This is a genomic window from Streptomyces sp. NPDC051133 (assembly GCF_040682635.1).
In the GTDB taxonomy this organism is placed as follows: Bacteria; Actinomycetota; Actinomycetes; order Streptomycetales; family Streptomycetaceae; genus Streptomyces.
Map to the genome: position 1 here is coordinate 57,341 of NZ_JBFBBK010000008.1, position 12,294 is coordinate 69,634.

General features: G+C 73.0%; 12 protein-coding genes. 5 read left to right on the plus strand and 7 right to left on the minus strand.

From position 1 onward, the window contains the following. Nucleotides 1–52: 52 nt before the first annotated feature. The 3 genes from AB0N17_RS11200 (at nucleotide 53) to AB0N17_RS11210 (ending at nucleotide 5,810) form a co-directional block, all read left to right on the plus strand. A complete protein-coding gene (locus AB0N17_RS11200; RefSeq protein WP_366010918.1) occupies nucleotides 53–1,135 on the plus strand; it encodes a S1 family peptidase in 1,083 nt (360 codons plus the stop codon). A gap of 182 nt (nucleotides 1,136–1,317) precedes the next feature. Beyond that, on the plus strand, nucleotides 1,318–4,839 hold the full coding sequence (locus AB0N17_RS11205; protein WP_366011079.1) for a DNA polymerase III subunit alpha: 3,522 nt from the start codon (nucleotides 1,318–1,320) through the stop codon (nucleotides 4,837–4,839). Beyond that, nucleotides 4,836–5,810 carry a hypothetical protein gene (locus AB0N17_RS11210; RefSeq protein WP_366010919.1) on the plus strand — a complete coding sequence of 325 codons (975 nt, stop codon included), beginning with the start codon at nucleotides 4,836–4,838 and terminating at the stop codon, nucleotides 5,808–5,810. The genes AB0N17_RS11205 and AB0N17_RS11210 overlap by 4 nt, the downstream gene beginning before the upstream one ends. 17 nt (nucleotides 5,811–5,827) lie before the next feature. On the opposite strand, the gene AB0N17_RS11215 is transcribed toward AB0N17_RS11210, so the two are convergent. Continuing rightward, nucleotides 5,828–6,202: a cupin domain-containing protein gene (locus AB0N17_RS11215; protein ID WP_366010920.1), complete on the minus strand. Its 375-nt coding sequence runs from the start codon at nucleotides 6,200–6,202 to the stop codon at nucleotides 5,828–5,830. A gap of 87 nt (nucleotides 6,203–6,289) precedes the next feature. On the opposite strand from AB0N17_RS11215, the gene AB0N17_RS11220 reads away from it, so the two are divergent. Together AB0N17_RS11220 and AB0N17_RS11225 are read left to right on the plus strand one after the other, a co-directional pair. After that, nucleotides 6,290–6,736: a MarR family winged helix-turn-helix transcriptional regulator gene (locus AB0N17_RS11220; RefSeq protein ID WP_366010921.1), complete on the plus strand. Its 447-nt coding sequence runs from the start codon at nucleotides 6,290–6,292 to the stop codon at nucleotides 6,734–6,736. Between the two features lie 169 nt (nucleotides 6,737–6,905). Further along, nucleotides 6,906–7,769: an alpha/beta fold hydrolase gene (locus AB0N17_RS11225; RefSeq protein WP_366010922.1), complete on the plus strand. Its 864-nt coding sequence runs from the start codon at nucleotides 6,906–6,908 to the stop codon at nucleotides 7,767–7,769. 50 nt (nucleotides 7,770–7,819) lie between these two features. On the opposite strand, the gene AB0N17_RS11230 is transcribed toward AB0N17_RS11225, so the two are convergent. The 6 genes from AB0N17_RS11230 to AB0N17_RS11255 all read right to left on the minus strand — a co-directional run bounded on the left by AB0N17_RS11230 (nucleotide 7,820) and on the right by AB0N17_RS11255 (nucleotide 12,219). Next, nucleotides 7,820–8,782 carry a lytic polysaccharide monooxygenase gene (locus AB0N17_RS11230; RefSeq protein WP_366010923.1) on the minus strand — a complete coding sequence of 321 codons (963 nt, stop codon included), beginning with the start codon at nucleotides 8,780–8,782 and terminating at the stop codon, nucleotides 7,820–7,822. 145 nt (nucleotides 8,783–8,927) lie between these two features. After that, nucleotides 8,928–9,305, minus strand: coding sequence for a nitrile hydratase accessory protein (locus AB0N17_RS11235; RefSeq protein WP_366010924.1), 378 nt, complete (start codon nucleotides 9,303–9,305; stop codon nucleotides 8,928–8,930). Continuing rightward, entirely contained in the window at nucleotides 9,302–9,901 is a 600-nt protein-coding gene (nthA, locus tag AB0N17_RS11240) for a nitrile hydratase subunit alpha (protein ID WP_366010925.1), read from the minus strand. Before nthA ends, AB0N17_RS11235 begins: the two co-directional genes overlap by 4 nt. Further along, the gene (gene nthB, locus AB0N17_RS11245) at nucleotides 9,898–10,569 is read right to left on the minus strand and encodes a nitrile hydratase subunit beta (protein WP_366010926.1); all 672 of its coding nucleotides are present in this window, start codon (nucleotides 10,567–10,569) and stop codon (nucleotides 9,898–9,900) included. Before nthB ends, nthA begins: the two co-directional genes overlap by 4 nt. An 11-nt stretch (nucleotides 10,570–10,580) precedes the next feature. Beyond that, nucleotides 10,581–11,666 carry an MBL fold metallo-hydrolase gene (locus AB0N17_RS11250; protein ID WP_366010927.1) on the minus strand — a complete coding sequence of 362 codons (1,086 nt, stop codon included), beginning with the start codon at nucleotides 11,664–11,666 and terminating at the stop codon, nucleotides 10,581–10,583. A gap of 22 nt (nucleotides 11,667–11,688) precedes the next feature. After that, on the minus strand, nucleotides 11,689–12,219 hold the full coding sequence (locus AB0N17_RS11255) for a carbonic anhydrase (RefSeq protein ID WP_366010928.1): 531 nt from the start codon (nucleotides 12,217–12,219) through the stop codon (nucleotides 11,689–11,691). Nucleotides 12,220–12,294: the final 75 nt, after the last annotated feature.

Below are 12,294 nucleotides of genomic sequence, written 5' to 3' on the forward strand. Positions count from 1 at the left end.
CCCGTCAGGCCCCCACAGCCTGACCGGCCGTCCCCCCACAGGAGGACGTGAGTTGAAGCACCGACGCATACCCAAGCGGCGGGTCGCCGTGGCGGGCGCGGGAATCGCCGCGCTGGTCGCAGCGGGAGTCACCTTGCAGAATGCGAACGCCAGCGAGCCTGCGAAGTCCGGCCCGCAGCTGCGGGTCCTGTCCGCTCCCGCGGCCGGAAACCTCGCCTCGACGCTGCTGAAGGACCTCGGCTCCGACGCGGCCGGCAGCTATTACGACGCCCGGGCGAAGAGCCTCGTCGTCAACGTGCTCGACCAGAACGCGGCGCACACGGTCGAGGCGGCCGGGGCGAAGGCCAGAGTCGTCGCCAACTCGCTCGCCGAACTCGACGGCGCCCGGACCGAGCTGAAGAAGGACGCGACCATCCCGGGAACCTCCTGGGCGACCGACCCGGTCAGCAACAAGGTCGTCGTGACCGCCGACAAGACGGTGTCCGGCGCGCAGTGGACCAAGCTGAGCCAGGTGGTCGGCGGGCTGGGCGGCAAGGCCGAGCTGCAGCGCTCGAAGGGGGAGTTCAAGCCCTTCATCGCCGGCGGTGACGCCATCAGCGGCTCCGGCGGGCGCTGCTCGCTGGGCTTCAACGTGGTCAAGGACGGGCAGCCGTACTTCCTGACCGCCGGGCACTGCACCGCGTCGATCTCCACCTGGTCGGACGCCGGCGGCAAGCAGATCGGGCAGAACGCGGAGTCGCACTTCCCGGGGACCGACTTCGGTCTGGTCAAGTACACGGCCCAGGTCGACCACCCGAGCGAGGTCGACCTCTACAACGGCTCCACCCAGAAGATCACCGGTGCCGCCGAGGCGACGGTGGGGATGAAGGTGACGCGCAGCGGGTCGACGACCCATGTGCACGACGGGACGGTCACGGGCCTGAACGCGACCGTGAACTACCAGGAGGGCACGGTCGGCGGACTCATCCAGACCGATGTGTGCGCCGAGCCCGGTGACAGCGGGGGCTCGCTCTTCTCGGGCGGCAACGCCGTCGGGCTGACCTCCGGGGGCAGCGGCGACTGCACCTCCGGCGGGGAGACCTTCTTCCAGCCGGTCACCGCGGCCCTCACGGCCACGGGGGCGAAGATCGGCTGATCCCGCTTTCGTGGAGCCCCGCCCCGTGTGCGTCCGGGGGCGGGGCTTCTCGGTGTTTGCGCAGGTGGGAGGCGGCTCGGCGCGTGTCGCACAGATGTTCGGGAATGGGGGTATGGTGGGTGAGGAAGTAGGGAACTGATGTTCGAGAGCCGTTCGGGGACTCACGAGTGCGGGAGGTGCGTGTGCCGGGCTTCGCGCATCTGCACACCGTCTCCGGGTTCTCCCTGAGGTACGGGGCGTCCCACCCGGAGCGGCTGGCCGAGCGTGCCTCGGAACGAGGTATGGACGCCCTCGCGCTGACCGACCGCGACACCCTCGCCGGTGCGGTCCGCTTCGCCAAGGCCTGCGCCGGAGTGGGGGTCCGTCCCGTCTTCGGGGTGGACCTGGCGGTGGAGGAGAGGAGCGGGGCACGGCAGGCGCGGCGGCGTACGCCGGTGCGCGGAGGTGCCTTCGTCGACGAGTCGGCGCCCCGGGTGACCTTCCTGGCCGGGGACGGCGCCCGCGGGTGGGCCGAGCTGTGCCGGATCGTCACGGCCGCACACGCCGGCGAAGGGGCTCCGCTGCTGCCCTGGTCCGGTCATCGGGGTGAGGGTCTCGTCGTGCTGCTCGGGCCCGGGTCCGACGTGGGCCGTGCCCTTGCCGCGGGGCGGCCCGACCGTGCCGCCGAGCTGCTGGACGCCTGGCGCGCGGTGTACGGGGACGCGCTGCGGCTGGAGGCCGTGTGGCACGGGCGGTCGGGCACGGGGCCCGGATCGCTGCGGCTGGCCGCCCGTACCGTCGGCTTCGCCGCCGAACAGCGGGTGCGGCCCGTGCTGAGCAACGCCGTCCGGTACGCCGACCCGGGGGCGGGCCGGGTCGCCGACGTCCTGGACGCCGCGCGGCGGCTGGTGCCGATCGACCCGCGCGGGGAGCTGGACTCCGGCGAGGCCTGGCTGAAGGACGCGCAGGCCATGCTGGGCGTCGCCGAGCGGGTGGTGGAGGCGGCCGGGTACCGGCGGGACACCGCTCACCGGCTGCTGGAGCAGACCCGGGTCACGGCCGAGGAGTGCCGGGTCGACCCCGAGGCGGGCCTGGGCATCGGGACCGTGCACTTTCCCGAGCCGCGGCTGGTGGGCGCCGGGCGGCGCACCGCCCAGCGGGCGCTGGCCTCGCGGGCGGCGGCGGGGATGGTGCGGCGCGGGTACGGCGGCCGGCGCGCGTACTGGGATCGGATGCACCAGGAGCTGGACATCATCGCCCACCACGGATTCGCCTCCTACTTCCTGACGGTCGCCCAGGTCGTCGACGACGTGCGGGAGATGGGGATCCGGGTGGCCGCCCGCGGGTCCGGGGCCGGGTCCCTCGTCAACCACCTGCTGGGGATCGCGCACGCCGATCCGGTCGAGCACGGGCTGCTGATGGAGCGCTTCCTGTCCAAGGAGCGCGTGGTGCTGCCCGACATCGACATCGACGTGGAGTCCGCGCGGCGGCTCGAGGTGTACCGGGCGATCATCGGGCGGTTCGGCCGGGAGCGGGTCGCGACCGTCTCCATGCCGGAGACCTACCGGGTGCGGCATGCCATCCGGGACGTGGGTGCCGCGCTGTCCATGGATCCCGCCGAGATCGACCGGGTGGCCAAGTCCTTCCCGCACATCCGGGCCCGTGACGCGCGGGCCGCGCTGGAGGAGCTGCCCGAGCTGAAGCGGCTGGCGGGGGAGAAGGAGCGGTACGGCAGGCTGTGGGAGCTGGTCGAGGCGCTCGACGCCCTGCCGCGCGGGGTGGCCATGCACCCGTGCGGGGTGCTGCTGTCCGACGCCTCGCTTCTCGCCCGTACGCCGGTCGTGCCGACCAGCGGCGAGGGGCTGCCGATGTCGCAGTTCGACAAGGAGGACGTGGAGGACCTCGGGCTGCTCAAGCTGGACGTGCTGGGCGTGCGGATGCAGTCGGCCATGGCGCACGCGGTGGCCGAGGTGGAGCGGGTCACGGGGGAGCGGATCGAGCTGGACGCGGTGGAGCCGGGGGACCCGGAGACGTACCGTCTGATCCGGTCCGCCGAGACGCTGGGCTGCTTCCAGATCGAGTCGCCGGGGCAGCGGGACCTGGTGGGGCGGCTGCAGCCGAGTACGTTCCACGACCTGGTCGTGGACATCTCGCTGTTCCGGCCCGGCCCCGTCGCCGCCGACATGGTCCGGCCGTTCATCGAGGCGCGGCACGGGCGGGCGCCGGTGCGTTATCCGCATCCGGACCTGGAGGAGCCGCTGAAGGGGACGTACGGAGTGGTCGTCTTCCACGAGCAGGTCATCGACATCGTCGCCGTCATGACCGGCTGCGGCCGGGGCGAGGCCGACCGGGTGCGGCGGGGGCTGTCCGACCCGGAGTCGCAGGGGCGGATCAAGGTGTGGTTCGCGCAGTGCGCGGCGGCCAGGGGATACAGCGCGGAAACGATTCAGCGGACCTGGGAGATCGTGGCGGCCTTCGGGTCCTACGGCTTCTGCAAGGCGCACGCCGTCGCCTTCGCCGTGCCGACGTACCAGTCGGCCTGGCTGAAGGCCCATCACCCGGCCGCCTTCTACGCCGGGCTGCTCACGCACGACCCCGGCATGTATCCGAAGCGGCTGCTGCTGGCGGACGCGCGGCGGCGCGGGGTGCCCATCCTGCCGTTGGACGTGAACGTCTCCGGAGTCGCTCACCGGATCGAACTGGTGTCTGAATCAAAGGGGTGGGGACTGCGGCTCGCCCTCTCCGACGTGCACGGCATCGGCGAGGCCGAGGCGCGGCGGATCGCGGACGGGCAGCCGTACTCCTCCCTGCTGGACTTCTGGGAGCGGGCCCGGCCGAGCCGTCCGCTGGCCCAGCGACTCGCCCAGGTGGGCGCGCTGGACGCGTTCGGCGCCAACCGGCGTGATCTCCAGCTGCACCTGACCGAGCTGCACCGGGGCGCCCGGGGCGGTGGCGGCGGCCAGCTCCCGCTCGCGGGGGGCCGCAAGACCGCCCCGGCCGGACTGCCCGACCTGACCTCGGCGGAGCGGCTCAGCGCCGAGCTGGGTGTGCTGTCCATGGACGCCTCGCGCAATCTGATGGACGACCACCGGGAGTTCCTGGAGGAGCTGGGCGTGGTCTCCGCGCGCCGGCTGCGGGAGGCCCGGCACGGGGAGACGGTGCTGGTGGCGGGCGCCAAGGCGGCCACCCAGACCCCGCCGATCCGGTCCGGCAAGCGGGTCATCTTCTCCACGCTGGACGACGGCACGGGCCTGGTCGACCTCGCCTTCTTCGACGACTCGCACGACGCCTGCGCCCATACCGTCTTCCACTCCTGGCTGCTGCTGGTGCGCGGAGTGGTGCAGCGGCGCGGCCCGCGCAGCCTGAGCGTGGTGGGCTCCGCCGCCTGGAACCTCGCCGAACTGGTCGACGTGCGGCACGAGGAGGGGCTCGACGGGGTCGCGGTCCGGCTGGCCGAAGCGTCCGGCCCGGCCGGGGACGGACCGGACGGACCCCCGGCGGACGACGACGGAGGTCCGTCCCGGGCCCGGCTCGCCGGCTCCGACGGGCTGCCCGCGCCGGCCGGCTCCGCGGCCCGTGACCCGATGGAGGCCCGGACGATCCGCATGCCCACGGGGTACGAGATGCACCCCTGGGCCGATCTGCGGCCCGCCGGCCAGGACGCCGCGCAAGGGCCCGCGGCGATGAGGAAGTTGTGGCACCAGAGTCCGGGGAGTGCGGGATGACCATCCTCTGCGTACGTTTCCAGCTGCCGCCGATGTACGAAGCGGCCCTGCCGGGGCTGCTCGGGCTGCTGGAGGACTTCACCCCGGTGGTCGAGGCGCTGCCGCCGGACGGGGCGCTGGCCGATCTCCGCGGTGCGGAGCGGTACTTCGGGCGCAGCGCCGTCGAACTGGCCGCGGTGATCCGGGTGCGCGCGCTCGCGCGGTACGGCGTCGACTGCGTGATCGGCGCCGGTCCGGGGCCGATGCTGGCCCGCGTGGCGCTGCGCGACGCCCGGCCCGGGGTGACCTGTGCGGTGCCCGAGGACCCCGACGGCATCGCGGAGTTCCTCGCCGGGCGGCCGGTGTCCGCGCTGCCCGGCGTCGGCGCGGCGACCGCCCGCACGCTGTGCGAGTACGGCCTGGACACCCTGGGCCTGGTCGCCGCCGCACCGCCGTCCACGCTCCAGCGGCTGATCGGCGCGAAGGCGGGCCGTGAGCTGCGCGAGAAGGCGAGCGGCGTCGACCGGGGCCGGGTCGTGCCGAACGCCGTCTCGCGGTCGCTGGCGACGGAACGGTCCTTCGGGCTCGACGAGTTGGACCCCGGCCGGCACCGCAGGGCGCTGCTGTCGGCCGCCGAGGAGATCGGCGCCCGGCTGCGCGCGGTGGAGAAGGTCTGCCGCACGCTGACCCTCACCGTGCGCTACGCCGACCGCTCCTCCACCACCCGCAGCCGCACCCTGAAGGAGCCGACCGCGCACTCGGCGGCCCTGGCCGGGGCGGCGTACGGCATGTACGAGGCGCTCGGCCTGCAGCGCGCCCGGGTCCGCGCGCTCTCCTTGCGCGCCGAGGGTCTCACCCCCGCCGACCGGGCCGCCCACCAGCTCACCTTCGACCCCGTGGACGAGAAGGTGCGCCGTATCGAGGAGGTGGCGGACCGCGCCCGGGCCAAGTTCGGGCCGCGGGCGGTGATGCCGGGGTCGCTGGCCGCGTGACCCGCTGGTGACGGCTGTCAGTTGGCCCACGGCGGGGTGATGACAGTGCCGTCGGCCAGCTCGGCCGTGAGGCCGACGGAGGTGGTGACCCAGGAGATCGCGGTGTGGTCGCTCGGGTTCTCCAGGGAGAGGGTCGCGCCGGCATGGATGATCAGCGTGTCGCCCGCCGAGACCCGCTCGGTGCGGCCGTCCAGGGTGATCAGCAGGTCGCCGACGAGCAGATGGAAGATCTCCTCCCGGCTGACGGTGTGGGCGGGCGCCTTGGTGCCGGGCGGGATCTCGCCGCGCCAGGCGCACAGCTCCTTGCTGCCGGTGAGCGGGGTGGCGTACGAGACGAAGCGGGCGCCGTGGATCTCGTGGGTCACGGCTTCGGACGAGCGGACGACGGGCATGGCGGAGCTCTCCGTTCAAGTGGTCAAGTAACTTGACTATATGGTCAAGCAGCTTGACCGATTCGTCAAGGGTGTTTCAATGCATCCGTGCAGAACTCCGAAGCCATGGCCCTGTCCGCCGCCCTGCTCGCCGTCGCGGGTGATCTCACCCAGCGCATCCATGACGGGGTGACGGCGCGCGGGTTCACCGATCTCCGGCCCGCCCACGGCTTCGCCTTCGGGCGGCTCGCCCCGGACGGGGCCACCGTCACCGACCTCGCCGCGCACCTCGGGGTGACCAAGCAGGCGGCGAGTCAGCTGGTGGACGAGATCGTGCGCAAGGGGTACGCCGAGCGCCGGCCGCATCCGCAGGACGCGCGGGCCCGGCTGGTCGTCCTGACCGACCGCGGCCGGGCCTGCACCCGGGCGGCCGAGGCGGCGGCGGCCGAGGTCGTGGGGGCATGGGTCGAACTGCTGGGCGAGGGTGATGTGCGCGTGTTGCGGGAGTCTTTGGCGCGGATCGCTCCCTATAGTCCGATCAAGCCCGCCTGGTGACGAACCGTCCGGTCCCGGTGACGCTGCGGTTATCACTGGAAGTTTTTACTGACGCGTAACTTCACGTCTGCACTACTCGCCCGTAACTTGACGAGTGAACAGCATCCTCGTGATCCGGATCACAGGGTTAGGCCGTCGCACCTCCCTTGAGCCGCAAGGAGATCACACGATGCTGCCCTGGACGCGAGTGCTCAGACCCCTCGCCGCGCTGCTCCTCACCGCCGCCGTCGCCGCCGTTCCCGCCGCCACCGCGCACGCCGCCGACGCGGCTCCCAGCAGCGGTTGGAACGACTACTCCTGCAAGCCCTCCGCCGCCCACCCCCGCCCCGTCGTCCTGGTGCACGGCACCCTGGGCAACTCGGTGGACAACTGGCTCTCCCTCGCCCCCTACCTGGAGAGCCGCGGATACTGCGTCTACTCCCTCGACTACGGCCAACTCCCCGGCGTCCCCGTGTTCTACGGCCTCGGTCCCATCGACAGGTCGGCCGGGCAGCTGTCCGCCTTCGTCGACAAGGTGCTCGCCGCGACCGGAGCCGCCAAGGCCGACCTGGTCGGGCACTCCCAGGGCGGCATGATGCCCCGCTACTACCTGAAGTTCCTCGGCGGAGCCGCCAAGGTGAACGCCCTCGTCGGTCTCGCCCCCGACAACCACGGCACCGACCTGGACGGCCTCACCAACCTGCTGCCGTACTTCCCCGGCGCCGCGGATCTGCTCAAGGCCACCACCCCCGGCCTCGCCGACCAGATCACCGGCTCCGACTTCCTCACCAAGCTCAACGCGGGCGGCGACACCGTCCCCGGAGTGCACTACACGGTCATCGCCACCAAGTACGACGAGGTCGCCACCCCCTGGCGCAACCAGTACCTGAGCGGCTCCGACGTCCACAACGTCCTGCTGCAGGACCTGTGCTCGCTCGACCTCTCCGAGCACGTCGCGATCGGTCTGTTCGACCGGATCGCCTTCCACGAGGTCGCCAACGCGCTCGACCCGGCCCACGCCACCGCCACCACCTGCGCGTCGGCCCTCAGCTGACCGCCGCCGGGGCCTGTCCGGCCTGAGCCGCCGGACAGGCCCCGGAACCCTCACCGGCGGTGGCCGCCGCCCGTCGCACGCCGCCGCACCGACAGGAACAGCGCCGCCGACCCCAGCGCCAGCGCCGCCGCGCCGCCGATCGCGAGGTACGAGGTGCCGGCGGACGCGCCGGTCTCGGCGAGGTCCCGCGAACTCCCGGCAGCACCGGGCGCGTTGGGCTCGGCGGACGCGGTGGCGGGATGCGCGGACGTGCCCGCCTCGCCGCCGCCGTGACCGTGGTGCGTCATCGTCGACCTGCCGGCACCGGCCGCGATCTGCTCGTCGGAGGGGGCCGAGGCGCTCGGGGCGGGGGTGCCCCCGGCGCTCCCCGCGCCGGCACCGCCGAAGTCCACGTCCGAGCAGGAGTAGAACGCCTCCGGGCTGTCCGAACGCTGCCAGACCGCGTACAGCAACTGCCGCCCCGACCGCTCGGGAAGCGTGCCGGAGAACGTGTAGAAACCGCCCGAGGCGACCGGATCGGTGGCCGTCGCGACCGGGTGCCCCAGATCCAGCTCCGCCCAGGCCAGCGGCTTCGACGGGTCGTAACCCGCCTTGGTGAGATAGACCTCGAAGGTCCCCTTGTGCCGCGCGGTCACCCGGTACTTGAAGGTGTACGACCCGCCGCGCACGCTCGTCGCCGGCCAGTCGGCGCGGGCCAGGTCGAGGCCCTTGAACTCCTCGTTGCCGGCGCTGCACAGCTTGCCGTCCGGGATCAGCTGCCGGTGCCGGCCGGCCGCGTCACCGATCCGGATGCCGTTCCAGTCGTACAGCGCCTGCGTCCCGCCCGCCGCCACGGCCGCCTTGCACGCGGCCGACTTCGGGCTCTCCGGGCCCTCCGCGTAGCACTGCGAGACACGGCTGACCGGGTCGCCCATCGTGCCGTGCGCGGCGGCGGGAGCGGCGGCGAGCGCGGTCAGGGCGAGCGGCGTCAGACCGGCGGCGGCGGCGGCCTTGCGGCGGGCGCGAGCGGGCATGGGGAACTCCTCGAAACGGTCCTTCGGCGGGGCGGTGGATACCGTGGGGGATTCCGAAGCTAGCCCCGAGGAACCGTGAAATCGCCTGCTGAGGGCCGGTGGAGGAGATCCTTATGGTGCCGTTAAGGCCGGACTAACCGGGGGCTCAGGCAGGCGTGGAGGAGTGGGGGTGCGGATGGCCGTGGCCGTGACGGTGGTCGTGACCTTCGGGGCGGCGTGCCAGGGCCTCGGTCCGTGCGGTGACCTCGTCCGTGGACACGGCGCGCAGGTCGACGAGCACGTCCTCCAGGGCGCCCAGCCACAGCAGGTAGTAGGGGTAGGGCTCCGCCGGCTCCGCCGTGCTCTCCCAGGCGGTGATCCGGGCGGTCAGAGCAGCCTGGAATCGCGGCCAGGTGAACGCGCCCGACTCGTACAGGCCGACAGCCATGCCGAAGGCACGACTCTCCCACGGTTCGGCGAACACCAGCTCGCCGTTGGAACGGGGCGGTGCGGCCGGGCCCTCGATGTCCAGCGGCGCGCTCATGGGGCCTCGGCCTTCGCCACGCCCACCATCGCTTCCCTCGTCACCAGCGGCACGAGTTCCTCCTCGGACAGGTGCTCGGTGCCGGGCGGACGTTCGGGCAGCACCAGCCAGCGCACCTCGCTGGTGGAGTCGCGGACGGTGATCCGCACGTCGTCGGAGAGGTCGAGCCCCATCTCGGCCAGCACCGTACGCGGCTCCCTGACGATCCGCGCGCGGTAGGCGGGGTCCTTGTACCAGCTGGGCGGCAGGCCGAGCACCGGCCACGGGTAGCACGAACACAGCGTGCAGACCACCACGTTGTGGGTGGTCGCGGTGTTCTCCACGACGACGATGTGCTCGCCCTGCGGCCCCGAGAACCCCAGCTCCGCGATGGCGGCGGTGCCGTCCTCGAGCAGCCGCCGCCGGTACTCCGGGTCGGTCCACGCCCTGGCGACGACCTTGGCCCCGTTGAGGGGGCCCACGCTGGTCTCGTAGGTGGTGATGATCCCGTCCATCACCTTCGGGTCGATCAGGCCCCTCTCGGTGAGCAGTTGTTCGAGCGCCTCGGTGCGCAGGGCCGCGGGAAGCCGCTCGGCCGGTCCGCCGGTGCTGGTCATGAGGTGGTCTCCAGGTAGCTCTCGTACATCTCCGCCGTGAGCGCGAAGGGTTCGGCGCCCGCGCCCCACAGCTCGCGCGAGTCGAACCGCACCGAGTAGACGTGCTGCGGGTTCTCGCCCAGGAAGTGCGCGTTGGTGTCCGGCAGCACGGCGGCAGGCTGGACGAGTTCGACGACGCCGGTACGGCCCCGCAGGTAGCCCGGCATCCGGGTGTGCCCGGGCGGCGACATGTCCTTGGCGCGCACGCTCTCGCCGACGGCGAAGAGCGGAGCGGCGTCCACGGTGCGCAGCGAGCCCTCGGCGGTCGGCCGGTGGTCGGGCCGGACGGGCCGCGGGACCGGCGGTTCCTCGACGCGTTCACCGCGCAGGTTGCGGGCGCGGGCGTCGATCGCGCCCGGCGCCAGGACGGCGCTGTCGGTGAGCATCAGCTCCCCGCCGTTGAGCCAGCGCCCGTAGTAGCCGTCGTCCAGGTAGGCGGCCCGGTCCAGGCGCTCCAGCGCGTGCCGGAAGGCGTCCGTGTTGATGCCGCCGCACGCGACGCGGCTGGAGAGGATCGCCAGCGCGAACGCCTTGCGCTCCCAGGGCTCCTCGAAGACAGGCTCATCGCGTCTCGGCGCATGGACGGGACCCCATCCCAGGGTTCCCCCCATATCCGCAATGCCGTCCATCACACCATCCCTCACGTGTCTGCCCGGGTGGACTCCGCCGCCCGTGGGGCGCTGAGTGTGTACGTGGTTCCGACGCTGGTCGGCACCCATGCGTCCGGGAGCGCCGCGGCGAGGGCGTGCTGGGCGCGCCAGCCGGTGCAGTGACCGGGGACGATCAGCTCGGGTGCGAGTTCGCGGAGCGCGGCCACCGTCGGGCCGATGACCGGCTCGAAGGCGGGGCCGCTCAGGTGGAAGCCGCCGATGAGGGCCAGCAGTCTGCCGACGCCGGTCAGCCTCATGGCGTGCCGGACGATGTTGACCACTCCGGCGTGACCGCACCCGGTGACGACGACGAGTCCCCGGCCGCGCACGTTGACGACGAGTGCCTGGTCGTCGATGACGGTGGGGTCGTGGCGCCAGCCGTTCCCGTCCCAGGCCTGGTGCGCCCGCGGCATGCCGTGCTCGAACTCGGTGACGCGGTCCACCTCGCCGGTGATCAGGATGCCGCCGGCCAGCAACGACGGCCGCCGCCGCTCGATGACCTCGAACCCTTCGCGCTCCAGGGCCCCTGGGGACAGCGTGGGCATCTCCAGCCCCTGGCCGGCGGGCAGTTCCAGACGGCGGCGGGTCCAGACCGCGGGGTGGACGGTCAGCGGCAGGCCGGAGCGGCCGCGCAGCCGGGCCAGGCCGTCGAAGCCGCCCGCGTGGTCGAAGTGTCCGTGGCTGAGCACGACGCCCTGCAGACCGCCGACATCGGTGCCGAGACGCTCGGCGTTCACCGCCAGCGCGTCCGGCGACGCGCCGGTGTCGAACAGCAGCGTGCTGCTCGCGTTCCCGCTGCGGACGCCGACCAGGGCGGAGAAGCCGTGCTCGGCACGCAGCCCCGCGAGGGCCTCGCCACCGGTGAACTGCCGCGCGGCGGTCTGCCCGGTGTCCAGCGACGCCCGGGTGACGCCTTCGGCGGAGGCCAGCAGGGCGTCGACGGAGTTGTCGACCATCGTCGTGACCCTGACCTCGTCGACCTCGGGCAGCGTCACCGGGTCGACAGCCGGTCCCTCCGCGGGGCGAGGCACCGACCAGGCCGCCTCGGCCGCCGAGTGCCCGTGATCGTCGCACATGCTGGGAACCACCTCCCCGGCGTCACGCCGCCACTCGCGCGGGCGGGACGACGACGTCGATGAGCCCGGTGGCCACGTCGTACACGAGTCCGGAGACGAAGACTCCGGCCGGGAGCCCCTGCCCGAGCATGTCGACGTCGACGCGGACGGCGGCGACCGGGTCGGCGACCGCCTTGGCGTCCAGGTCGGCGGCCGGAACTTCGAAGTAGTCGGCCAGCAGCTCGGGGAACGCGGCCAGGTCCGTGATCCCGCAGTCGGTGTGGTGCAGGACCGCATAGTGGACGTCGCCCGGGCGAGGGCCGCCCGCGCGGGCCCGGAGGACCTCCGAGAGCATCCGCAGCGTCCGGAGGGTCGCGGGCGTGACGCGCCCTCCGACGTTGCGGATCACCGCTGCCTCGCCGAGCCTGAGCCCGAGCACGTCCGACGGGTCGACACGGGGGTCGACGCATCCGACGACCGTCAGACCGCCGCTGGGCATGAGCCGGAGGCCGGCGAACGATCCGCCGCCGGCGAATCCGGCGTTCCGCTCGGCCAGCTCGTCCGTGTCGATCACTGTGACCTCAACCCCGTCTCGCTCCGAGCCTGGGCCCCCGGGCGACGCCGACGGCGACCTCCGGTTGCCGCCCAT

What these genes read in the sequence shown, in the direction of transcription:
- nthB (WP_366010926.1), bottom strand. Translation starts at nt 10,569, where the DNA reads ATGGACGGCATTGCGGATATGGGGGGAACCCTGGGATGGGGTCCCGTC.
- AB0N17_RS11235 (WP_366010924.1), bottom strand. Translation starts at nt 9,305, where the DNA reads ATGAGCGCGCCGCTGGACATCGAGGGCCCGGCCGCACCGCCCCGTTCC.
- AB0N17_RS11215 (WP_366010920.1), bottom strand. Translation starts at nt 6,202, where the DNA reads ATGCCCGTCGTCCGCTCGTCCGAAGCCGTGACCCACGAGATCCACGGC.
- AB0N17_RS11225 (WP_366010922.1), top strand. Translation starts at nt 6,906, where the DNA reads ATGCTGCCCTGGACGCGAGTGCTCAGACCCCTCGCCGCGCTGCTCCTC.
- AB0N17_RS11210 (WP_366010919.1), top strand. Translation starts at nt 4,836, where the DNA reads ATGACCATCCTCTGCGTACGTTTCCAGCTGCCGCCGATGTACGAAGCG.
- AB0N17_RS11230 (WP_366010923.1), bottom strand. Translation starts at nt 8,782, where the DNA reads ATGCCCGCTCGCGCCCGCCGCAAGGCCGCCGCCGCCGCCGGTCTGACG.
- nthA (WP_366010925.1), bottom strand. Translation starts at nt 9,901, where the DNA reads ATGACCAGCACCGGCGGACCGGCCGAGCGGCTTCCCGCGGCCCTGCGC.
- AB0N17_RS11250 (WP_366010927.1), bottom strand. Translation starts at nt 11,666, where the DNA reads ATGTGCGACGATCACGGGCACTCGGCGGCCGAGGCGGCCTGGTCGGTG.